This is a genomic window from Streptomyces sp. NBC_00435 (assembly GCF_036014235.1).
In the GTDB taxonomy this organism is placed as follows: Bacteria; Actinomycetota; Actinomycetes; order Streptomycetales; family Streptomycetaceae; genus Streptomyces.
Genome location: NZ_CP107924.1, coordinates 2,283,790 through 2,305,890, shown reverse-complemented (window position 1 = coordinate 2,305,890; position 22,101 = coordinate 2,283,790). Strand labels below are relative to the sequence as shown.

21 protein-coding genes and 1 riboswitch are annotated in these 22,101 nt (G+C 73.3%); of the genes, 10 read left to right on the top strand and 11 right to left on the bottom strand.

Translation table 11 applies throughout. The features are described from left to right. Nucleotides 1-4 precede the first annotated feature (4 nt). Nucleotides 5-223, bottom strand: coding sequence for a sulfur carrier protein ThiS (gene thiS / locus OG389_RS10555; protein WP_328298215.1), 219 nt, complete (start codon nucleotides 221-223; stop codon nucleotides 5-7). Then, complete coding sequence (gene thiO, locus OG389_RS10550) at nucleotides 220-1,407, bottom strand: glycine oxidase ThiO (protein ID WP_328298214.1); 1,188 nt, start codon at nucleotides 1,405-1,407, stop codon at nucleotides 220-222. Before thiO ends, thiS begins: the two co-directional genes overlap by 4 nt. After that, nucleotides 1,405-1,517, bottom strand: a riboswitch (TPP riboswitch). (Overlaps the previous gene by 3 nt.) Before the next feature lie 114 nt (nucleotides 1,518-1,631). On the opposite strand from thiO, the gene OG389_RS10545 reads away from it, so the two are divergent. The 5 genes from OG389_RS10545 to OG389_RS10525 all read left to right on the top strand — a co-directional run bounded on the left by OG389_RS10545 (nucleotide 1,632) and on the right by OG389_RS10525 (nucleotide 6,232). Continuing rightward, nucleotides 1,632-2,864, top strand: a complete 1,233-nt coding sequence (locus tag OG389_RS10545) for an NAD(P)/FAD-dependent oxidoreductase (protein ID WP_328298213.1) — start codon at nucleotides 1,632-1,634, stop codon at nucleotides 2,862-2,864. A 182-nt stretch (nucleotides 2,865-3,046) separates the two neighbouring features. Next, entirely contained in the window at nucleotides 3,047-3,412 is a 366-nt protein-coding gene (locus OG389_RS10540) for an Rv2175c family DNA-binding protein (protein ID WP_214949864.1), read from the top strand. A 149-nt stretch (nucleotides 3,413-3,561) separates the two neighbouring features. Further along, on the top strand, nucleotides 3,562-4,212 hold the full coding sequence (thiE, locus tag OG389_RS10535) for a thiamine phosphate synthase (protein WP_328298212.1): 651 nt from the start codon (nucleotides 3,562-3,564) through the stop codon (nucleotides 4,210-4,212). Nucleotides 4,213-4,332: 120 nt separating this feature from the next. Further along, on the top strand, nucleotides 4,333-5,247 hold the full coding sequence (gene metF, locus OG389_RS10530; protein WP_328298211.1) for a methylenetetrahydrofolate reductase [NAD(P)H]: 915 nt from the start codon (nucleotides 4,333-4,335) through the stop codon (nucleotides 5,245-5,247). Nucleotides 5,248-5,296: 49 nt separating this feature from the next. After that, nucleotides 5,297-6,232 carry a hypothetical protein gene (locus OG389_RS10525; protein ID WP_328298210.1) on the top strand — a complete coding sequence of 312 codons (936 nt, stop codon included), beginning with the start codon at nucleotides 5,297-5,299 and terminating at the stop codon, nucleotides 6,230-6,232. 39 nt (nucleotides 6,233-6,271) lie between these two features. Here OG389_RS10525 and OG389_RS10520 read toward each other — a convergent pair whose 3' ends face one another. From OG389_RS10520 to OG389_RS10500, 5 genes are all read right to left on the bottom strand, one after another. After that, entirely contained in the window at nucleotides 6,272-7,672 is a 1,401-nt protein-coding gene (locus OG389_RS10520) for a phytoene desaturase family protein (RefSeq protein WP_328298209.1), read from the bottom strand. 10 nt (nucleotides 7,673-7,682) lie between these two features. Beyond that, nucleotides 7,683-8,297: a DUF4126 domain-containing protein gene (locus OG389_RS10515; RefSeq protein WP_328298208.1), complete on the bottom strand. Its 615-nt coding sequence runs from the start codon at nucleotides 8,295-8,297 to the stop codon at nucleotides 7,683-7,685. 103 nt (nucleotides 8,298-8,400) lie between these two features. Next, nucleotides 8,401-8,802, bottom strand: coding sequence for a DUF3040 domain-containing protein (locus tag OG389_RS10510; RefSeq protein ID WP_328298207.1), 402 nt, complete (start codon nucleotides 8,800-8,802; stop codon nucleotides 8,401-8,403). Nucleotides 8,803-9,107: 305 nt separating this feature from the next. Next, nucleotides 9,108-9,866, bottom strand: a complete 759-nt coding sequence (locus tag OG389_RS10505; protein WP_328298206.1) for a class I SAM-dependent methyltransferase — start codon at nucleotides 9,864-9,866, stop codon at nucleotides 9,108-9,110. Between the two features lie 97 nt (nucleotides 9,867-9,963). Then, the gene (locus tag OG389_RS10500; RefSeq protein WP_443059244.1) at nucleotides 9,964-10,542 is read right to left on the bottom strand and encodes an SAV_6107 family HEPN domain-containing protein; all 579 of its coding nucleotides are present in this window, start codon (nucleotides 10,540-10,542) and stop codon (nucleotides 9,964-9,966) included. Between the two features lie 152 nt (nucleotides 10,543-10,694). Here OG389_RS10500 and OG389_RS10495 point away from each other — a divergent pair, with 152 nt between their 5' ends. The 3 genes from OG389_RS10495 to OG389_RS10485 are packed head-to-tail and all read left to right on the top strand — an operon-like array spanning nucleotide 10,695 to nucleotide 14,409. After that, nucleotides 10,695-11,681 carry an ATP-binding cassette domain-containing protein gene (locus OG389_RS10495; protein WP_328298204.1) on the top strand — a complete coding sequence of 329 codons (987 nt, stop codon included), beginning with the start codon at nucleotides 10,695-10,697 and terminating at the stop codon, nucleotides 11,679-11,681. Continuing rightward, nucleotides 11,653-13,737: a YhgE/Pip domain-containing protein gene (locus OG389_RS10490; RefSeq protein ID WP_328298203.1), complete on the top strand. Its 2,085-nt coding sequence runs from the start codon at nucleotides 11,653-11,655 to the stop codon at nucleotides 13,735-13,737. The genes OG389_RS10495 and OG389_RS10490 overlap by 29 nt, the downstream gene beginning before the upstream one ends. A gap of 36 nt (nucleotides 13,738-13,773) precedes the next feature. Continuing rightward, nucleotides 13,774-14,409 (top strand): TetR/AcrR family transcriptional regulator, encoded by a 636-nt coding sequence (locus tag OG389_RS10485; RefSeq protein ID WP_328298202.1) that lies wholly within the window; start codon nucleotides 13,774-13,776, stop codon nucleotides 14,407-14,409. Between the two features lie 346 nt (nucleotides 14,410-14,755). Here the strand turns inward: OG389_RS10485 and OG389_RS10480 are convergent, their stop codons facing one another. From OG389_RS10480 to OG389_RS10465, 4 genes are all read right to left on the bottom strand, one after another. Beyond that, nucleotides 14,756-17,185, bottom strand: a complete 2,430-nt coding sequence (locus tag OG389_RS10480; RefSeq protein ID WP_328298201.1) for a transglutaminase family protein — start codon at nucleotides 17,183-17,185, stop codon at nucleotides 14,756-14,758. Beyond that, a complete protein-coding gene (locus tag OG389_RS10475) occupies nucleotides 17,182-18,585 on the bottom strand; it encodes a DUF58 domain-containing protein (protein WP_328298200.1) in 1,404 nt (467 codons plus the stop codon). The genes OG389_RS10480 and OG389_RS10475 overlap by 4 nt, the downstream gene beginning before the upstream one ends. Beyond that, on the bottom strand, nucleotides 18,585-19,595 hold the full coding sequence (locus OG389_RS10470; protein WP_328298199.1) for an AAA family ATPase: 1,011 nt from the start codon (nucleotides 19,593-19,595) through the stop codon (nucleotides 18,585-18,587). Before OG389_RS10470 ends, OG389_RS10475 begins: the two co-directional genes overlap by 1 nt. A 155-nt stretch (nucleotides 19,596-19,750) precedes the next feature. After that, complete coding sequence (locus OG389_RS10465) at nucleotides 19,751-20,311, bottom strand: beta-class carbonic anhydrase (protein ID WP_328298198.1); 561 nt, start codon at nucleotides 20,309-20,311, stop codon at nucleotides 19,751-19,753. A gap of 341 nt (nucleotides 20,312-20,652) precedes the next feature. Here OG389_RS10465 and rsmH point away from each other — a divergent pair, with 341 nt between their 5' ends. Together rsmH and OG389_RS10455 are read left to right on the top strand one after the other, a co-directional pair. Then, nucleotides 20,653-21,582, top strand: coding sequence for a 16S rRNA (cytosine(1402)-N(4))-methyltransferase RsmH (gene rsmH, locus OG389_RS10460; protein ID WP_443059421.1), 930 nt, complete (start codon nucleotides 20,653-20,655; stop codon nucleotides 21,580-21,582). After that, nucleotides 21,579-22,076: a hypothetical protein gene (locus OG389_RS10455; protein ID WP_328298195.1), complete on the top strand. Its 498-nt coding sequence runs from the start codon at nucleotides 21,579-21,581 to the stop codon at nucleotides 22,074-22,076. The genes rsmH and OG389_RS10455 overlap by 4 nt, the downstream gene beginning before the upstream one ends. Nucleotides 22,077-22,101 lie beyond the last annotated feature (25 nt).

The window sequence follows — 22,101 nt, the reverse complement described above, 5'->3', positions numbered from 1 at the left end:
GCGCTCAGCCTCCCTGGACCGCGGTGAGGACCTCGACGCGGTCGCCGTCGGCCACGGAGGTGCAAGACCACTGGCCGCGCGGCACCACGGTCTCGTTGAGGGCTGCCGCGACCCCCTTGGTGGCCTGGGTGAGGGTGGCGACCACGGCGGCGAGCATGGTCCCGGCGGCGATCTCGCGCGGCTCGCCGTTGACGGAGACGGAGACGGATACGGAGTTGGTCATGCGTACGACTCCTGACGCGTGAGGGCGAAACGGCGCGGGGTGAAGGGGTGGGCGATCTCCGGCAGCTCGCCGGTGGTCAGCAGCTCCGCCATGACGTCCCCGGTCAGGGGGGTGAGCAGGACCCCGTTGCGGTAGTGCCCGGTGGCCAGGTGCAGCCCCGGAAGGTCGGTGGGGCCGAGCAGCGGGGCGTTGTCCGGTGAGCCGGGCCGCAGTCCGGCCCGGGTCTCGACCAGGGGGAGTTCGGTGATGCCGGGCACCAGTTCGTGGGCGTCGCGCAGGAGCTCGTAGACCCCGCCCGCGGTGACGGTGGTGTCCCAGCCGAGTTCCTCGCTGGTGGCGCCGATGACGAGTTCGCCGTTCTCGCGCGGCACCAGGTAGACCTGGCTGCCGCGTACCACGGCCCGTACGGTCCGTGACAGGAACGGCGCGTAGGACGGCGGTACGGCGAGCCGCAGCACCTGCCCCTTCACCGGCCGTACGGGGGCCACGACCTCGGGCGGCACCCCGTCCAGCCGTCCGCTGAGCGAGCCCGCGGCCAGGACTACCTGGTCGGCGCTCAGTTCCGTGGCGTCCGCGTCGTCGAGGACCGCGCCGCAGGCCCGGTCGGCGGTGGTCAGCAGCCGCGCCGCCCTCGCGCGGTGCAGGACGACCCCGGCCCGTTCGCAGGCGGCCAGCAGGGCGGCCGCGAGCCGGCGGGGGTCGACCTGGTGGTCGCCGTCCACGCGCAGGCCGCCGCGCACGCCTGGGGCCAGCATCGGCTCCAGGCGGCGGCACTCGCGGCCGGTCAGCCACTCCGATTCCAGGCCGCAGCGGCGCTGGAGGGCGTGCAGTTCGCGCAGGTGGAGCCGGTCGTCGGCGTCGAGGGCGACGGCGAGGGTGCCGCAGGCGCGGTAGCCGATGTCCATGCCGCCGCTGGCTTCGGCGAGTTCGGCGGCGAACCGCGGGTAGCGGGCGGCGGAGGCGAGGTTGAGCCCGAGCAGCGTCTCCTCGCCGTAGTGCAGCTCGGTGACGGCGGCCAGCATGCCGGCCGCGACCTGGGCGGCGCCCCCGCCGGGCGCCGGATCGGCCAGCGCGGTCCGCAGCCCGAGCCGGGCCGCCCGCCAGGCGGTGACCAGGCCGATGATGCCGCCCCCGATGACGAGGACGTCGTAGCCGGGACTCCGGCTCTTCCTGGATGAATGCATGGGCGTCCAGCCCCTCCCTTCGCCGGCATGACCCGGATCAGGTTCGTACGGTCGGAGGCCGGCCAGCCTCCCTCTCAGCCCGGTACGCCCGGACTCCCGCGATAGGTACGGTGGCCAGAGTAACGCCGTGGCCGACGGCCGGTAAGGCTGCCTCCCCGCTCCCGTCCCCACTGGGTGCCCGCCCGCTATTCCTGACGGACCGTCAGGTGATTAGGCTGGGCCGCGTGAGCGAGCAGACGCAACAGACGGAAGACCTTCAGCGCGGCGTCGTCGTCGTCGGCGCCGGAATGGCCGGGGTCCAGACGGCGGTCGCCCTCCGGGAACAGGGCTGGACCGGCCCCGTCACCCTGCTGGGCGCCGAACCCCACCAGCCCTACGACCGGCCCCCGCTGTCCAAGGCGGTGCTCCTCGGCAAGGCCGAGGACTCGGCCTTCGACGTCGACTTCGAGGAGCTCGGCATCGAGCTCCGGCTCGGGGTCGAGGTCACCGGCCTGCGGGCGGCGGACCGCGAGGTGGACACCGAGGCCGGCCCGGTCCCGTACGGGGTCCTCGTACTGGCGACGGGCGCGCGGCCGCTGACCCTGCCCGGCGCGGAGGGCGTCCCCGGCGTGCACCTGCTGCGCACCCTCGACGACGCGGCCCGGCTGCGGCCCGTGCTGGCGGCCGGCTCGGCGGTGGTGGTGGTCGGCGCCGGGTGGATCGGCGCGGAGTTCGCGACGGCGGCGCGCGAGGCCGGCTGCGAGGTGACGGTGGTCGAGGCGGCCGACCGGGTCCTGGCGGGCGCACTGCCGGCGGAGGTCGCCGAGCCGATGGGGCGCTGGTACGAACAGGCGGGCGCCGCGCTGCTGACCGGCGCGCGGGTGGCCGCCGTCGAGCCGGGCCGGGTCCTGCTCTCCGACGGGCGGACCTTGCCGGCCGGAGCGGTCGTGGTGGGCGTCGGCGCCCGGCCGGCGACGGACTGGCTGGCGGGATCGGGAGTGGAGCTCGGCCCGGACGGCGCCGTCGTCGCGGACGAGCGGCTGCGCACCTCCGTGCCCGGGGTCCACGCGGTGGGGGACTGCGCCTCGTTCCCGTCGGGGCGCTACGGGACCCGGCTCCTGGTGCACCACTGGGACAACGCGCTGCAGGGGCCGCGCGTGGTGGCGGCCGACATCGTGGCGGGGGGCTCCGGGGAGCAGGTCTACGACCCGGTTCCGTACTTCTGGTCGGAGCAGTTCGGCCGCTTCGTGCAGTACGCGGGCCACCACGGCGACTCGGACACCCTGCTGTGGCGCGGCGACCCGGAGGCCGAGAGCTGGTCGGTGTGCTGGCTGCGGGACGGCCGGCTGGCCGCGGTCCTCGCCGTGGGCCGCCCGCGCGACCTGGCGCAGGGCCGCCGCCTCATCGAATCGGGCGTGCCGGTGGATCCGGCGAAGGTCGCCGACCCGGCCGTCGCCCTGAAGTCGACGGTCTTCTGAGGCGGGCGGCGTCCCGGGGCGGCAGGCGTTCCCCGCGGCCGGCCGCGCCCCGGGCGGAAGCCGCTCCGGGCGGCCCGAGCGGTGCGGCGGGGGCCGGGTCGGACCCCGGACGGGACGGGGTCGGACCCCGGACGGGGTCGCTCGGGTACCGGCAGCGAGTCCGAGATGGCAGGCTTGTGCCCGTGACCGAGATTGACGCAAAGATCGATGCCCTTGTTCCCGCCTGGCTGTACCTCCCCGACATCGCGGAGATGCTCGACATCGAAGTGACCAAGGTTCGCCAGCTGGTCAAGGAAGGGCAGCTGCTCGCGGTGCGCCGTGGCGAGAACCGCTCCCTCCAGGTACCCGCCGCCTTCATCGACGGGGACAAGATCGTCAAGGGTCTGGTCGGCCTGCTGACCGTGCTCCGCGACGACCGCTTCACCGACGTGGAGATCCTGGAGTGGCTGTTCACCGCCGACGACACCCTGCCCGGCACCCCGGTGCAGGCGCTGAGCGAGAATCGCGGCACGGAGGTGAAGCGCCGCGCTCAGGCGCTCGCCATCTGAGCCGACTCCACTCGAGCTGACTCCGCCTCCCACGAGGCACGAGACGTACAACGAGACGTACGAACAGCGCAACGCCACACGCGGTGTGCGGGTCCCGGCCGGGACCCGCACACCGCGTACGTACGAGACACACCACCCCGGGGGTACCCATGTCCGCCATCGCCGCCCAGCTGTCCGACGCCCGGCTCTACCTGTGCACGGACGCCCGCAAGCGGCAGGGCGACCTCCCCCAGTTCCTGGACGCGGTCCTCGCCGGCGGCGTGGACATCGTCCAGCTCCGCGACAAGGGCATGGAGGCGGGCGAGGAACTGGAGCACCACCAGGTCTTCGCCGAAGCCGCCCGCCGCCACGGCAAGCTCCTCGCCGTCAACGACCGCGCCGACGTCGCGCACGCCATCGGCTCGGACGTCCTGCACCTCGGGCAGGGCGACATCCCGGTGCCCGCCGCCCGCGCCATCCTCGGCCAGGAGATCCTCATCGGCCGTTCCTGCCACTCCGAGGCCGAGGTCGACGCGGCCGCGGCCGAGCCCGGCGTGGACTACTTCTGCACCGGTCCCTGCTGGCCCACCCCCACCAAGCCCGGCCGCCACGCCCCCGGACTCGGGCTCGTCCGCCACGCGGCCTCCCTCGCGCAGGACCGCCCGTGGTTCGCCATCGGCGGGATCGACGCGGGGAATCTGGACGAGGTGCTGGACGCCGGCGCCTCCCGCGTCGTGGTCGTACGGGCCCTCACCGAGGCCTCCGACCCCGGCGCCGCCGCCTCCGACCTCGCGAAGCGGATCCGCGCCCGGCTCGGCTAGCTGGTCCGGGGCCACCCGGACCACCCGAACCACCCGGGCGCCCCCGCCGGCTGTCTCATTTCCGCGTCCAATACGTGGACACCACTTCGGTGAGCAACTGAGCGCGTCTAACCTGCCCGTATGGCCCTTGGTAACGCTTCCACCTGGTCGGATCGTGCGCACACGGTCCGAGACCTCCTCGCGTCCGGGCGCTCCTACTCCTTCGAGTTCTGGGCGCCCAAGACGGAGAAGGGTGAGCGCAACCTCTGGAACGCGCTGCGCCGGGTGGAGGCGGTGGCCCCCAGCTTCGTCTCCGTCACGTACGGAGCCGGAGGCTCCACCCGCGGCGGCACCGTCCGGGCCACCGAGCAGATCGCCTCGGACACCACGCTGACCCCGGTCGCGCACCTCACCGCGGTCGATCACTCGGTCGCCGAGCTGCGCAACGTCATCGGCCAGTTCGCCGACGCCGGGATCCGCAACATGCTCGTCGTGCGCGGAGACCCGCCGGGCAACCCCATGGGCGAGTGGGTGGCACATCCCGAGGGCGTGCACTACGCCGCCGACCTGGTCCGTCTGGTGAAGGAGTCGGGCGACTTCTGCGTCGGCGTCGCGGCCTTCCCCGAGATGCACCCCCGCTCGGACGACTGGGACACGGACATCCGCCACTTCGTGGACAAATGCCGCGCGGGCGCCGACTACGCGATCACCCAGATGTTCTTCCATCCGGAGAATTATCTGCGGCTGCGCGACAGCGTCGAGAAGGCGGGCTGCGAGACCCCGATCATCCCCGAGGTCATGCCCGTTGTGGGCATCAAGCAGCTCGACCGGCTGCCGCAACTCAGCACCGCGCTCTTCCCTGACGCGGTGAAAGAGCGCATGCTCGCCGTCAAGGACGATCCGGCGGCTGTACGCTCCATTGGCATCGAGTTCGCCACGGAGTTCTGCGCGCGGCTGCTGTCCGAGGGTGTCCCGGGGCTGCACTTCATCACGCTGAACAATTCCACGGCGACTCTCGAGATCTACGAGAACCTGGGCCTGCACCAGCGGGCCTGACCGGCCGACCCCGTTCCCTGGCGATCGGCCGTACCGAGAGGGGCCACGTATGGGTATGACGGTCCTCTACATCGCGTTCGGATTCGTCGCGCTGTGGCTGCTTGCCGAGGTCCTGATGCAGTACAAGGCCCGGCTGCGCTGGCGCCTGCTCGCGTTCACGGGCTTCGTCGGCGTGGTCGCCGGCGTCGTACTGCCGTCGGTGCTGGTCATCGGGGCCGGCGCCGTCGCGTTCGCGGTGGGCCAGACGCTGGTGACCCTCTCCTTCCGCAAGGGCTTCGAGGCCGGCTGGGCGCTGCGCCGGCGCAAGGACGCCGAGGCCACCGAGCCCGCGTCCGCGTCCGCGCAGAGCCGGCGCCACCGCGGCGGTGGACCGCGCCCGGAGCCGGCCCTCGAGGTGACGGCCCTGGAGTACGGGTTCGACGCGGCCGACGACGACTCCGGCGACTCCGGTGAGTACGCCGTGGCCGGGTCCGGCTCCCGCGACGCCGGGGCACAGCAGTTCTACGCCGCGGGGCCCGTGCCCTACGGGACCCAGGGCGAGCAGGGCGGCCGGGACCCCCAGCAGGACCGGGAGTTCGGGACCACCGCCTTCGACATGCCGTTCACCCCGTCCTTCGCCCCGGCCGAGCAGGACGCCCACCAGTACGCCGCGTACTACGACCCGCAGGGCCAGAGCGGCTACGACTACACCACGGGCTACCCGGCCCCCGGCGAGCAGCAGGTCTACGCCGCCTACTCCGACCCGTACATCGGCACCGGCGGCACGGTCGCCCCACAGCCCTCCTACGGCTACCCGGCCCCGTACGAGGGCTACGCCCCGGACCCGTACGCGTACCAGCAGGAGCAGTACTCCATGGACACCCCGCCCGGCGGAGTCTGGGTCCCGCAGCAGCGCGACGCGAACCAGCCCTACCCGGCGGAGGAGCAGCAGCCGTACCTGTACCCCCAGCAGGGCACGGGCGAGTACGAGCAGTACCGCTACTAGCGCCCGCGCCGAGGCTCCCGCCGTCCGCCGTCGCGGCGGCTACCGGGAGCCGCGGAAGTCCGTGCCCTCCACGATCAGCCCGGCCACCAGGGCCCCCGTCATCCCGGCATGCGCCAGTCCGCCGCCCGGGTGCGCCCAGCCGCCCGCGAGGTACAGCCCCGGCACGCCAGTGGTGTTCGCCGGGTGGAGGAACCGGCCCCCGGCTCCGGCCAGCGAGGGCGCGGGGACCAGGCCGCCCGAGGAACCCGTGGCCTTCCCGACATCGGCCGGAGTGCGCAGCTCGTGCCACAGCAGCCGCTCCCGCAGCCCCGGGACGGCCTGCCCGGCCGCCGTCAGCAGGTCCTCGGCGGACGGCGCGGGCGCCGGGCCCCCGGGCACCACGGCGTGCACGGTGACGGCCTCGTGGGCCGCGTCCGGCCGGGTGGCGGGGTCGTCGGGGCGCAGCACGGTGACGGGACCGAGCAGTGTGCGGTGCGCGGCGCCGTCTTCGCGGGCCCCGCGCAGCGCGGCGAACAGGGTGTACCAGCGGGCGGGCTCCGCACCGGCGGGCGTCGAGTCCCGGCCGAGCGGCATGCGCACCTGCGAGGGGTCGACCGCGCAGACCACGCTGTCGGCCGCCACCTCGGTGCGGTCGGCCAGCCGCAGCCCGGCCGCGCGGTCCTCGCGCACGAGCACCTCCCGTACCGGCGCACCGAACTCGAAGGCGACCTTCCGCTCCAGGCACCGTTCGTACAGGGCGGTGGCCAGCTCGCGGACCCCGCCGCGCACGTACCAGCTGCCGAAGGTCTGCTCCATGTAGGGGAGCACCGCCGCGGAGGCGGGCGCGGTCGCCGGATCGATCCCGTACGCCTGGACGCGCGCGGTGAGCAGCTCGCCGAAGCCGTCCCCGCCGAGCTCGCGGGCGGCCACCTCGGCCAGGGTCGGCGGCCGGCGGCGCAGCAGACCGCTCCCGCGCAGCGCGGGGTAGGGGTCGCGGCCCAGGGCCTCCCGGTCGGGGCGCAGCGGCTCCTCCAGCAGGGGGCGGCGGGTGGCGTCCCAGGCGTCCCGCGCGCGGCCCAGGACCGCGCTCCAGCGCTCCCCGGAACCCCGTCCGAAGGTCGCGTCGACGGCGGCCGCGGCGCCGCCGTGCGAGCCGCCCGGGAGGGTGACCGTACGGCCGTCCGCCAGGACGTAGCGGACCGCGGGGTCGATCTGGACCAGTTCGGCGCACTCCTCCAGCGGCCGCTTGCCGGTCTTGACGAACAGGTCGCGGTAGACGGCGGGCAGGTGCACCAGTCCGGGGCCGGTGTCGAAGGCGAAGCCGTCGCGCTCGAACCGGCCGACGGCGCCGCCGTAGGTCGTCCCGCGCTCGTACACCGTCACCCGATGTCCGGCCACCGCCAGCCGTGCCGCCGTCGCCATCGCGCCCATCCCGGCGCCGATCACCGCAATTCCCGCCATGCCGCTGAGCCTACCGAGCGACGCGGGCGACCTCGGCGGCGAGCCGCTTCTCCTCGCGGCGCTGGGCCCGGCGGCGCAGGAAGCGGCGGATCCGGGTCCAGAGGTAGATCAGCAGGGCGAGTCCGGCGACCAGCAGGACGGCGCAGATGATCGCGGCGGCCTCCGGATGGAACATCGCGAAGGTGACGATGCCGCCCACGCCGAGGTCCTCGGCGGTGCTCACGACGATATTGCTGAACGGCTCCGGCGAGGTGTTGATCGCCATTCGGGTGCCGGCCTTGACGAAATGGCTGGCCAGCGCGGTGGAGCCGCCGACCGCACCGGCGGTGATGTCGGAGAGCGAGCCGCTCTGCCCGGCCAGCAGCGCTCCGACCACGGCCCCGGCCACCGGGCGGATCACCGTGTGGACGGTGTCCCAGAGGGAGTCCACGTACGGGATCTTGTCGGCCACCGCCTCGCAGAGGAACAGGACCGCCGCGACGACCAGCACGTCGGTGCGCTGCAGCGACGCGGGAACCTCGTCGGTCAGTCCGGTCGCGCCGAAGATGCCGAGCAGGAGGACCACGGCGTACGCGTTGATCCCACTGGCCCAGCCGCTGGTGAAGACCAGGGGGAGCACACTCACCTGATCATCATGTCGCACAACGGGGGATCCGGCAGGAAAAGAGCAGTGAGGGGACGGCCGCCTTCCGGCGGCCGTCCCCTCACCCGAGTTCTGTCAGTAGGGCCTACTGCCCCTGTTCGTCACGGCGGCGCTGCCACCGTTCCTCGATACGGGTCATCATCGACCGACGCTGTCGGCTCTGCCCTTGGGCCGAACCGCCTGCACTACCGGAGGCGGGCTGTTCACCAGGCTTGGGTGCCTTGCGCCAACCGGTGACCACGAGAACCGTACAGCCCAGCATGACGAGGAATCCCACCACGCTGATCCAAAGCACGTTCGGCACGATCACACCGGTCATGAGGAGCGCGATACCCACCACGATGCCTGCGACTGCCTGGTAGACCCGTCGCCGGGTGTACGTGCGCAGTCCGCTTCCCTCAAGCGCTGTAGCGAATTTGGGATCTTCGGCGTACAGCGCTCGCTCCATCTGCTCGAGCATTCGCTGCTCGTGCTCCGAGAGCGGCACGGGAGTCCTCCTCATCCGTCGGTCGCGGGGGGTAGCGACCAGGGGTCCCCTTCAGGATAGGCGGGGAATCGCCCCCGTGATACCCGCCCTCTACGCCACGTTCTAAAAAAACACTGCCCGTAAAAAGTACCGCCTGGAGGAAGCGCGGCGCTGTCTCAAAGGCGCCGTACGGCCGTGTCGACGGCCGCTGAGGGCGTTATTCCCCAGAGGTCCGCTCGGCATGCCGACGGCTGACTCCGATCATACGGGTCACGAGGCCGGTTCGGAGGGTGAGTGGCGTACCGCGTTCCCCGAAGGTTCGCAGATCAGGCGGGCTTCTCGCCGAGGACGTGCAGTTGGGTGGCGACCGCGTGGAAAGCGGGAAGCTCCGCGGCGGCCTCTTCCAGGCGCAGCAGGGCCTCGACCGCACCCGGCTCGGTGTCCACCAGAACACCCGGCACGAGGTCGGCGAAGACCCGGACGCCGTGCACGGCGCCGACCTCCAGGCCGGCCCCGCCGACCAGCGCGGTGAGCTGCTCGGCGGTGAAGCGGCGCGGTACCGGATCGCCCGCGCCCCAGCGGCCGGCCGGGTCGGTGAGGGCCGTACGGGCCTCGGTGAAGTGCCCGGCCAGTGCGCGGGCCAGGACGGCCCCGCCGAGTCCGGCGCCGAGCAGGCTGAGGATGCCGCCGGGGCGCAGGGCCGCCACCGCGTTGGCCACGCCCTCGGCCGGATCGTCCACGTACTCGAGGACGCCGTGGCAGACCACCACGTCGTACGCCTCGCGCTCGACCACGTCGAGCAGGCCCTGGGCGTCGCCCTGCACGCCGCGCACCAGGTCGGCCACACCGGCTTCGGAGACCCGGCGCTCCAGCCCGAACAGCGCGTTCGGGCTGGGGTCGACCACGGTGACCCGGTGGCCGAGGCGGGCCACCGGAACGGCGAACTTGCCGGTGCCGCCGCCGGTGTCCAGCACGTCCAGCACGTCCCGCCCGGTCGCCTTCACCCGGCGGTCGAGTGCCTCCTTGAGGACCTCCCACACCACGGCGGTGCGGAGGGAGGCGCGGGGGCGGGAAGTGTCCGACACGGCTGTTGGCTCCTCGGCGTAGGGGGCACCTCCCGGCGGCAGCCGGAGGAGGGTGTGCGGTCCGTGCCCACCCTATGGCCTCCGGCTGCCGGGCAGGTCATCCCGCGTCCGGACGCTCCGCGCGGGGCGGCGGGAGGGCCTGGGCCGCTCCGGACGGCAACACCGGGCGGAGCGAGAGCATCCGCTCCACCAGGCGCAGGAACATCCCGGCGGCACGCACCAGATCGTCCGCGTCCCGGCCGGTCGCCGCGCCCGCTATCCCCGCCTCCGCCCGCGCCCGGCGGGCCGCGCCGGAGGCGAAGAGCGCGCTCCACTCGGCCAGTTCGGGAGCTATCTCCGGGAGCACCTCCCACGCGCTGCGGATCCGGGGCCTGCGCCGCGGGTTCACCGGCTCGGGCCGCCCGCGCGCGGCGAGCACGGCCGCCGCGGCGCGCAGCGCGGCGAGATGGGCAGTGGCGTACCGCTCGTTGGACCGGGTCAGCCGGGCGGCTTCGGTCAGGCCCTCGTGGGCCTTGGCGAGCAGGTCGAGTGCGGCGGGCGGTGCCGCCGACTTCCGCGGGACGGGGTGGACAGGGGACGGGGACGGTGTGGCCATGACGAACCTCCTGTCGTTGCGGGCGCTTCGCGTTGCCTGGTGTCGCTTCCTGCGGGTTGCGCTGTCATTGCGTGTTCCCATCGTGACGGCCGCCACTGACAATCACGCCGACCTGCGGTTTCACCCCTAATGCCCGGGTCTGGTCCGGACAACTGCCCCCCGGTGCAAGTGGGATGCCGCCAGGGATGCTAGTTTTTGCACTGACCGGTCAGTTCAAAAGAAGGAGGGGCGGAGTGGACAGCCCGCACGGCGCGGCCGTCAAAGCCGAGGACTTCGGACTCAAGGGCCCGCGCGGCTGGGTGTTCCGGGGCGTCGGGGTGGACGCGGCGCCCGGCTCGCTCATCGCGGTCGAAGGCCCCTCCGGCAGCGGACGGACCTGCCTGCTCCTCGCGCTCACCGGCCGGATGAAGCCCACCGAGGGTCACGCCGAGGTCGGCCGCCACCGGCTGCCGAAGAAGATGGCCGCGGTCCGCCGCATCGCCGCCCTCGGCCCGGTCCCCGGGGTCAACGACCTCGACCAAGCCCTTACCGTAACCGAGCAACTGCGCGAAGGCGCCATGCTCCAGCGCCGCTACGAAGGCCCGGTCCGCGCCCTGCTCCGCCCGCGCGGCGAGAGCCGCACCTCCACCGCGGCCCGGATCGATGCCGCGCTGGCCGCCGCCGGACTGGACCTCGAGACCCTGCCCAAGGGACCGCGAACCTCCGTACGGGACCTGGAACGGCTGGAATCCGTACGCCTGTCGGTGGCCATCGCGCTGCTCGGCTCGCCGCGCCTGCTGGCCCTGGACGACCTGGACCTCAAGCTCTCGGACGCCGAGCGCACCGAGGTCTGGGACCTGCTCCGCTCCCTCGCCGCCCGCGGGACCACCGTCCTCGCGGTGTGCAGCGAGGCCCCGGCCGACGTGACCGTCCTGCGGACCGTCCCGGCCACCACCCCGGAGCCGGCGGCCGGTCGGAGCGCCGCGGTGCCCCGGCCCATGGACTCCAAGGTCAGCTGGGGCGCCGGGGGGACCGACAAGCCGGTCGCCGACAAGCCGGTCGCCGACAAGCCGGTCGCCGACAAGCCGGCGACCGACAAGCCGGACGCCGAAGGCACCGGACACACGGACGGGGCCGCCGACGCGGGCGGCACCGACAGCACGCCCGACAGGCACGACACGCACGACACGCACGACACGAAGGGGGACGACGATGCGCTCGCCGAAACTGGCCGCGCTTGAGCTGAAGCGGTTCGGGCGGGGGAAGCTGCCCCGGGCCGCCCTCGTCGCGCTGCTCCTGCTGCCGCTCCTCTACGGAGCGCTGTACCTGTGGTCCTTCTGGGACCCCTACAGCCGCCTCGACAAGGTGCCCGTCGCCCTCGTCAACTCCGACCAGGGCGCCACCGTCGACGGCAAGCGGATCGACGCCGGCGGTGAGATCACCCGCAAGCTGCACGCCAGCAAGACCTTCGACTGGCACGAGGTGAGCGCGGCGGAGGCGGCCAAGGGGCTGGAGAACGGTACGTACTACCTCTCCCTCACCATGCCCTCCGACTTCAGCTCGAAGATCGCCTCCAGCTCCGGCACGGACCCCGCCACCGGTGCCCTCCAGGTGCGCACCAACGACGCGAACAACTACATCGTGGGTTCGATCTCGCGCACCGTCTTCGCCGAGGTCCGCTCGGCGGCGTCCACCAACGCCTCCCGCGGGTTCCTCGACAAGATCTTCGTCAACTTCTCCGACCTCCACGGCAAGACCGCCGAGGCCGCCGACGGGGCCGACAAGCTCACCGACGGCGCGGGCAAGGCCCAGAAGGGCGCCGAGGACCTCGCCAACGGCCTGGACACGGCGAAGGCGAAGAACGGCGAGCTCACCGGCGGCCTGAAGAAGCTGAACGGAGCCGCCGCGCAGCTGGAAACGGGGACGAAGGGTGTCGCTGACGGCACCCAGCAGCTCGTCGAGAAGGTGGGCGGCGTCGCGGACCGGACCCGGCCCTTCCTCAAGGACCCCAAGCAGCTCGCGGACAGCGCACTGCTCGTCGCCGACACCGCCCAGGTCGTCAAGAAGCACCTCGAGGACTTCGCCGGGAAGGCCCCGGCCGCCGCCGCCATCAGCCAGGGCGTCTCCACCGGCCTCGCCGACTACTACGCGAAGACCTGCACCACCGGAGCCAAGCCCGTCCCGGACACCTGCCCGGAGCTGCAGCGGCTCAAGGACAACGCCGCCGAGGGCGCCCGGTTGGCCGGTGACGTCAACGCGCTCGTCAAGAACTCCAACGGCGACATCGACAAGCTCCGCACGCAATTGGACGACCTCGAAAAGGCCGCCCGCCTCCTCGCCACGAAGGCCCCCGGCCTCTCCGCGGACCTGGATTCGGCGGTCACCCAGGTGAACGCCCTCAACACGGGTGCCCACAAGGTCGCCACCGGAATGGCCCAGCTGCACACCGGCCTCGGCTCGGCCACCGAAGGCTCCGGCGCGATCGGCGCGGGTGTCGGCAAGCTCGGCGACGGCGCCCACAGTCTCGACGGCGGTCTGGTCAAGCTGGTGGACGGCAACGGAGAACTCGCCGGCGGCCTGCACGACGGCGCCGGAAAGATACCCGACTACGACCAGGCGCAGCGCGACACCCGCACCGAGGTGATGGCCGATCCCGTAAGGCTCGCCAACCAGTCCTTGCACAAGGCGCCCAACTACGGCACCGGCTTCGCCCCGTACTTCATCCCGCTCTCCCTGTGGGTCGGCGCGATGGTCGCCTACATGCTGATCGCACCGCTCAACCGGCGGGCGCTCGCCGCCGGCGCCTCGCCCTGGCGGATCGCCTTCGCGGGCTGGCTGCCCGTGGCCGGGCTCGGCGCCGCGCAGGTCGGCGCGCTGATGTCCGTACTCCACTGGGGACTCGGTCTGCAGATGGCCCGGCCGGCGCTCACCGTCGCCTTCCTGATGCTGGTCACCGGCTGCTTCGCCGCGATCGTCCAGTGGCTCAACGCCAAGTTCGGCGCCGCCGGCCGGATCCTGGTGCTGGCCGTCCTGATGCTCCAGCTGACCTCGGCGGGTGGCACCTACCCCGTCCAGACCAGCCCCGGCTTCTTCAACGCCGTCCACCCCTACCTGCCGATGTCCTACGTCGTCGAGAGCCTGCGGCGCCTGATCACCGGCGGGGACCTGGCCCCGGTCTGGCAGGGCTGCGTCGTCCTGACCGCCTTCACGGCGGGCGCCCTCGCCCTCACCGCGCTCGCGGCCCGCGGCAAGCAGGTGTGGACGATGGACCGGCTGCATCCGGAACTGAGTCTGTAGGCCGTGGGGACGGGTCGAGCTGTGAGAATCAGCGCCATGGAAAGCAGCAGCACCGGTACGGCCGCGGGCGGCGGCGGCCGCCGCCAGGCCACACGGCAGAAGCTCTACGAAGCGGCCGTCACCCTCATCGCCGAGCAGGGCTTCTCCGCGACCACGGTCGACGAGATCGCCGAGCGGGCGGGCGTAGCGAAGGGCACCGTCTACTACAACTTCGCCAGCAAGAACGACCTCTTCGAGGAGCTGCTGCGGCACGGGGTCGGGCTGCTGACCGAATCCCTGCGGACGGCGGCGGAATCGACCGAGGCGAGGGGCGGGACCCGGGTCGAGGCGCTCGACGAGATGATCCGGGCCGGCCTGGTGTTCATCGACCGGTACCCGGCCTTCACCCAGCTCTACGTCGCCGAGCTGTGGCGGACCAACCGGACCTGGCAGTCCACGCTGATGGTCGTCCGGCGGGAGGCGGTCGCCGTCGTCGAGACGGTGCTGCGCGAAGGCGTGGAGCGGGGAGAGCTCAGTGCGGAGATCGACGTGCCGCTGACCGCCGCCGCGCTGGTGGGGATGGTACTGGTGGCGGCCCTGGACTGGCAGTCCTTCCAGAGCGAGCGGTCGCTGGACGACGTGCACTCGGCGCTGTCGCTGCTGCTGCGGGGCCGGGTCAGCGGGAACCGCTGACCCGTGACCCCCGATCGGCGGTGCCGCGGGGGCGGTGGGTCCGCGTAGAACTGGTGGGGCGGATGAGTATCCGTACCTAGGCACGGAAATGAGTACGTGCGCGGATGGCCCTGCCCTGCGGGGACATCAGACTGGGGGCTACGGACGGGGACCCGGCCCGCACCGCCGGCACGGGGCGGCAGGTGCGGACCGGGTCTCTCACAGCGGCCGGTGCCGGGGCTCGGGGGGATCGAGCCTCGACACCGGCCGCTTCCGTGTCCGTGTCCGTGCGCGGCGCCGCTTCCTGGGGTTCCGCCCCGAACCCCGCGCCCCGAACACCGGCGGTCCGGACCGGGCCGCCCAGCCGTCAGCCGCGGCTCCGCGCGGGGAGCAGGCTCCGCAGACGGGCCGAGGCTGACGCCGCGCGGGCGGCCTGCGCCGACCAGCGGGCCGCGCAGGCCCAGCGCAGGCGCACCGCCGACCGGGGGGCGAACAGGGCGCGCAGCCGGCCCCTCCGGGACACGCCCGAGAGCAGCCCGGCGCGGGCCACCAGCACATCCGCGGCCAGCGTCCCGTACGAGGGCTCCGCGCCCGGCGGGGCGTACAGCGCACGCTCCACCGCACCCGAGACGCGGCGTACGGCATCGGCCGCGGCCGGCTCCAGGCTGCCGAGCGCCACCACCCGGTCCGCGGCCCCCCGGGGGGACAGCGCCTCGTCCGGGGCGATCCCGACGTCCCACGCCGCGTCACCCAGCTCCCGCCAGGCGGCCATCACCTCCCCCGAGCCCAGCCGCCGCGACCGCAGCCGCCGGCGCCACGCGAACGGGAGCAGGGGCAGGACCAGCAGGGCGACACCGCCCGCCGTCCAGGCCAGGACGGTGGCCGCGGTGGGACCGGCCCCGCCCGAGCCGGCGTTGTTCCGGGCCGCGGCCGGACCGCACTCGCCCAGCTTCTTCTGGTCCGGCGGGCAGTCCTCCGCCTTCGAGGGCCCGGCCGACGGCTGCGCCGCACTCGCCGAGGGGGCCGCCGTCGGAGCGGTCGGCAGGGGCTGCGGGGTGCTGGGCCGGCTGTAGTCCGGCACCGTGATGCCCGACCGGGGCGTCGGCTCGAAGCGGGTCCAGCCCACGCCCTCGAAGTACAGCTCCGGCCAGGCGTGCGCGTCCCGCATCGACACGTTGACCACGCCGTCCGACTGCTTCTCCCCGGGTGTGAACCCGACCGCCACCCGCGCCGGGATGCCCAGCGTGCGCGCCATCGAGGCCATGGAGAAGGCGAAGTGGACGCAGAAGCCCTCCTTGTCGGCGAGGAACCTGGCGATGGCCGCCGAACCCGTGCCCGAGGACACCTTCGTGTCGTAGCGGAACCCGCCGCTCACCGCGAACCAGTCCTGGAGCCGGACCGCCGCCGTGTAGTCGTCCTTCGCGCCGCGCGTGACCTCGCGGGCCGTCTGGGCGACGACCGCGGGGAGGTTGTCCGGCACCTTCGTGTACTCGGCCGCGATCCCCGGGTCGGGTGCGGGCGCCTTCTTCAGCTGCTCCGCCGTCGGCCTCAGCAGCAGGCTCCGTACGGAGTACTGCACACCCTGCGCGTTCTGGTACTTGTCCTTGCCCAGCTGGTCCCCGACGAGCGTGCGGCCGGCCGGCTCGAACCGCCACTTGCCGGCGATGTCCACTCCCGTCGCCGGATACGGCATCGGCAGGTAGCGCTGGGCGTAGGTCTGCGCCGAGGAGATGAACGTCTGCACCTCGGTCGCGCCGGCCAGTACGTCGGCGCTCACACCGGGCGGGTTCGGCAGCCGCTTCGGAACGTCCGTCAGGGCCCGCCCGGAGGCCTCCCACTTGACGCCGTTGAACTCGTCCAGCGCCAGGATCCGCAGGTACTGCTCGCTCAGCTGCGGGCTGTCCGTGCGGTACCGCAGCACCACCCGGTTGTCCTGGGTGTTCAGGCTGCTCTGCAAGGAGACCAGCGGGTTGACCGCCTGGATCGACGGACCGATGCCGGTACCTTCCCCGTCGCCCCCGGAGCCCCCGCCCAGGACCCCGCCGCCCAGCGCCGGCAGCACCGCGGGCACCGCGAGCGCCAGCCCCAGCGCGACCGCGCCGATCCGCCGCCCGGTGCGCACGGGGGCGAGCGCCTGCCCGCCGCCCGAGTACCCGGCCGCCACCTCTCCGCGCGGGGCGGCGCCGAAGACCCGGCCCCACTGTGCGAGGCGGTCGCGGCCCTCGGCCAGCAGCAGGAGCAGATAGCCGCAGCCCGCCAGCAGGAAGGAGAACCAGGAGGCACCGCCGGAGCCGGAGCCGGCGGCGGCGCCCGTCAGGCCAGCCGCCACCGAGTACAGCGCGAGCAGCGGCAGCCCGGCCGCTGCGGCCGTCCGCGCCGTCACCGCCAGCAGGTCCACGAGCAGCCCGATCAGCAGCACCCCGGACACCAGCAGCAGCCGGATCCCGTCCGTCAGCGGCGCGGGCATCGCGAACTCGTTGACGTCCTGGACGCCCTGGCCGAACAGCGCGCCGAAGTCGGTCACGAGGTACGCGAGCACCCCGTCGCCGGAGGAGGTCCGCGCCTTCCCGCCGAACAGCAGCATCAGCGCCAGCAGCGATACGAGCAGCTGCGCCGCCACCGTCAGCGTCCGGGCCAGCGGGACCCGCCGCGCCCCCGCGCCGACCGCGCTCTGCAGCGCCAGCAGCAGCGCCGCCTGCGGCAGCCAGCCGCCCGACTCCACCAGCGGACTCAGCGACCACGCGGTGAACAGCGTCGCCAGAGCCGCGAAGACCGTCAGTCTCGCCCGCCCGCTCATCCCCAGCCCCCCGCCGAACCCGAACCGCCGACCGTGCCGATCGGCGCGTTGCCCGCCTGCCGCCACAGTTCCCCGAAAGCCACCCCGGGCGGTGCGGCCAGGGCCGTCCAGCCCGCGTCGCGCAGCCCGGCCAGGCGCTCCACCAGCGGAGGCAGCCCCTGCCCCGCGGCAGCCGGCCGCGGCCGTCCGGACCAGTCCGCGGAGTCCAGTACGAACGCCACGGCGCCTCCGCCGCGCCGGCACATCTTGGCAGCCAGCCCCGTCTGTACGTCGTCCAGGTCTCCGAAGAAGGCGATGAGGAGCCCGTCACCGCCGGCTCCGCCGAAGTCGCTGCCGAGCCCGTTGCTCCGGACCGCGTCGTAGGCCCGGGAGAGCCCGGCCCCGTCGGAGTGGCCGACCACCGCGAGGGTGTCCATCATCAGCCCCGCCGCCTCCGCGGACTCCTGCCCGCCGGAGGTGAAGCCGCCGCCCTCGCGGGGCACGCAGTCCCCGGTATCGGTCAGCAGCCGCACCGAGAAGCCCTGCTCCAGCAGGTGCACCAGTACCGAGGCGGCGCCGGAGACGGCCCACTCGAAGGCGGAGTCGGGGCCGGCGCCCTCGTAGGCGAGCCGCCGGGTGTCCAGCAGCACCGTGGCCCGGCTGCGCTGCGGCTGCTCCTCGCGGCGCACCATCAGCTCGCCGTAGCGGGCGGTGGAGCGCCAGTGCACCCGGCGCAGGTCGTCGCCGCGCCGGTAGCCGCGCGGGATCACGTCGTCCTCGCCCGCCAGGGCCAGCGAGCGGCGGCTGCCGTCGCCGTAGCCGGAGGACTCGCCGGTGAGGCGGACCGCGGGCAGTGCTTCGGTGCGCGGGATGACCGTGAGGGTGTCGTAGGCGGAGAAGGAGCGGGTCAGCTCGACCAGCCCGAAGGGGTCGGTGAGGCGCAGCTGGAGCGGGCCCAACGGGTAGCGGCCGCGCAGGTCGGAGCGGACCCGGTAGGACACCTCGCGGCGGCCGCCCGGCTCCACCCGGTCCAGTACGAAGCGGGGCCGTGGCCCCAGCACGTAGGGCACCCGGTCCTGGAGCATCAGCAGGCCGGTCGGCATCCGGGAGGTGTTGTCGAGCCGCAGCTGCACCCGGGCCTCGGAGCCCGCGGGCACCCGCATCGGGGTCAGCCGGCGGCTGCCGGAGACCCGGTGGCGGGTGCGGTGCAGGGCGAAGACGCAGATCAGCGGAAGTACGGCGAGCAGCAGCCCGACCCGGAGCAGCTCGGACTGGCCCAGCACGTACGCGCACAGCCCGGCGGCGATCCCGGCGGCCAGGAAGGAACGGCCGCGGGTGGTCAGCCCGGCCAGCGATTCGCGCAGCCCGCCACCGCCCTGCGGACCCCGGACGCCCGCGCCGTGCGGGGCGCCGGCGGCCATCAGAAGCCCCGGATGCCCGCGCCGGGCGGGATCTCGCCGCGACCGTGCGCGGCCGGTACGGGGGTGCGCTGGAGGATGTCGGCGACGACCTGCTCGGCGGTGCGCCGGCTCAGCTGGGCCTGCGCGGTGGGCAGCAGCCGGTGCGCGAGCACCGGTCCGGCCAGGGCCTGGACGTCGTCGGGCAGGACGTAGTCCCGGCCGGCCAGGGCGGCGGAGGCCTTCACGGCGCGCAACAGGTGCAGGGTGGCGCGGGGCGAGGCGCCCAGGCGCAGGTCCGGGTGGCCGCGGGTGGCGGAGACCAGGTCGACGACGTAGCGCCGGACGGGCCCCGCCACGTAGACCTCGCGGACGGCTTCGATGAGCTTGCCGATGTCGTGGGCGTGCGCGACGGCCGTCAGGTCGTCGAGCGGGGAGAGTCCGCCGTGCACGTCGAGCATCTGGAGCTCGGCCTCGGGGCTGGGGTAGCCGACCGAGACGCGGGCCATGAAGCGGTCGCGCTGGGCCTCGGGGAGGGGGTAGGTGCCCTCCATCTCGACCGGGTTCTGGGTGGCGACCACCATGAAGGGGCTCGGCAGCGTGTACGTGGTGCCGTCGATGGTGACCTGGCGCTCCTCCATCGACTCCAGCAGCGCGGACTGGGTCTTGGGGGAGGCGCGGTTGATCTCGTCGCCGATGACGATCTGAGCGAAGATCGCGCCCGGCTTGAACTCGAACTCGCGCCGCTGCTGGTCGTAGATGCTGACGCCGGTGATGTCGGAGGGCAGCAGGTCCGGGGTGAACTGGATCCGCTGCACCGAGCAGTCGATGGACTTGGCGAGCGCCTTGGCCAGCATCGTCTTGCCGACACCGGGCACGTCCTCGATCAGCAAGTGGCCCTCGGCGAGCAGGACGGTCAGCGCGAGGCGGACCACCTCCGGCTTGCCCTCGATCACGCTCTCGACCGAATCCCGCACCCGCTGTGCCGTGCTCGTCAGATCCGCGAGGCTCGCTCGGTCGTCATACGTGGTCACCTGGTTCTCCTCGACCCTTTCCCAGGGCCGGCGCCGCATGACGCATGACCGGCCCACCCCGAAACACCTCAGAAATCAAGAGTGCGGACACCGGCCCGGAGTTCTTCCGGGTGACGTCTCCCCGCATTCTTGACGGCGCCTGGCCCTGGTGTCACTCACGAGATGGGATCGATCTCCCGCAGGAGTCCGGTGTGCACGTCGAAGACGAAGCCTCGCACATCGTCCTTGTGGGGCAGGAAGGGGTTCGTACGAACCCGCTGCATCGACTGGCGGACGTCCTGGTCCACGTCCCGGAACGCCTCCACGGCCCAGGCGGGGCGCTGGCCGACCTCGTCCTCCAGCTCGTGCCGGAAGTCCTCGGTCAGGCTTTCGAGGCCACATCCGGTGTGGTGGATGAGTATCACCGCGCGGGTGCCGAGCGCCCGCTGGCTGATGGTGAGGGAGCGGATGGTGTCGTCGGTGACCACCCCGCCGGCGTTGCGGATCGTGTGACAGTCGCCGAGCTCCAGGCCCAGGGCGGCGTGCAGGTCGAGCCTGGCGTCCATGCAGGCGACGACGGCCACGTGGAGGACGGGGCGGGCGTCCATGCCGGGATCGGTGAACTCCGCGGCGTAGACGCGGTTCGCCTCCACCAGCTGGTCGGTGACGGAGGGAGCGCCATCGGTCTCGGGGGCCTGGGGGGAGGACTCGGCAGGCACGGGTACGGAAGTCATCATGGATACGACGTTAGTGGTCACAGGCGGTATGAGCATCGAGTGAGGGTGGACAAAGAAGGTCACCGCATCCTGTTGTGAGCTAACCCACAGGAGTGAGGCGGGGGAGGCCTTCCGGGTGATTCGCGGCATTTGCCGGTTCAGTCCCAGAGGAGCGCACGGCGCGCGGGGCGGTTCGTTGACCGCGGCGACCGTTGCACTAAAGTGACGCGAACCGGCCGGAGCCCGGCCCTGACCGGCCGCCCGGCCCTTTGGTAACACTCCGCGTGCGCGGCGCGGCGTATGCCTGCCGCGCCGTTATCTGAGAGGGCGCTTTGACTAGCGAGTCCCGACACGTCCCGGTGATGCTCCAGCGGTGCCTGGACCTGTTGGCCCCGGCACTGGAGAGGCCCGGGGCCGTCGTCGTCGACTGCACCCTCGGCCTCGGCGGCCACAGCGAGGCCCTGCTCACCCGGTTCCCCGAGGTACACCTGATCGGCCTCGACCGCGACAAGGAGGCCCTGCGCCTCTCCGGGGAGCGCCTCGCGCCCTTCGGGGACCGCACCACCCTCGTCCACGCCATCTACGCCGACCTGGCCGAGGTGCTGGACGGCCTGCGCATCCCCACCGTGCAGGGCATCCTCTTCGACCTCGGCGTCTCCTCCATGCAGCTGGACGAGGCCGACCGCGGCTTCGCCTACGCGCAGGACGCGCCGCTCGACATGCGGATGGACCAGACGACCGGCATCAGCGCGGCCGAGGTCCTGAACACGTACGCGCCCGGCGAGCTGGTCCGGATCCTGCGCCAGTACGGCGAGGAGAAGCAGGCCAAGCGGATCGTGTCCGCGGTGGTGCGCGAGCGGGTCAGGGAACCCTTCACCAACAGCGCGCGCCTCGTCGAACTGATCCGCGACTCCCTGCCGCAGGCGGCGAAGCGGACCGGCGGAAACCCGGCCAAGCGCACCTTCCAGGCGCTGCGCATCGAGGTCAACGGCGAGCTCTCCGGTCTGGAGCGGGCGATCCCCGCCGCCGTGGACCGGATCGCGGTCGGCGGCCGGATCGCGGTGCTCTCGTACCACTCGCTGGAGGACCGGCTCGTCAAGCAGGTCTTCGCCGCCGGCGCGACCTCCACGGCCCCGCCCGGGCTGCCGGTCGTACCGGAGAAGTACCAGCCGAAGCTGAAGCTGCTGACGCGCGGTGCGGAGCTGCCGACCGAGGAGGAGATCGCCGAGAACCGGCGGGCGGCGCCTGCCCGGTGCCGCGGGGTGGAACGGATCCGGGAGGCGCGGCTGTGAGACGTCTGGGGCGGGTGCTGGGGGGACCGGTCGCGGGGCAGGCGGCGCGGACGCCGTTCGTCCTCCTGGTGGTCGCGCTGCTCGGCGGGGGGCTCATCAGCCTGCTGCTGCTGAACTCGGCGCTGAACCAGGGCTCCTTCCAGCTGAGCAAGCTGAAGAAGGAGACCACCGCGCTCACGGACGAGGAACAGGCGCTGCAGCGGGACGTGGACGGCTACTCGGCGCCCGACGCGCTGCAGCGGCGGGCGCACGAGCTGGGCCTGGTGCCCGGGGGCAGCCCGGTCTTCATCGGCCCGGACGGCAAGGTCGCCGGTACGGCGTCGCCGGCGGCGGAGCCGCCGCCGCCCTCGCCGCCGCCGGCCGCGGTCGTTCCGGTCCCGGCCGCGTCCGTTCCCAGCCCGGCCGGTTCCCCCCTGCCGGTCCCCGCGGGCTCGGGATCGCCCGTACCCGGAGCCGGAGCAGTTGCCCAGCCCTCCCAGACCCCTGGACGGTGACGCTGTGACCCGTACCCCTGCGGGG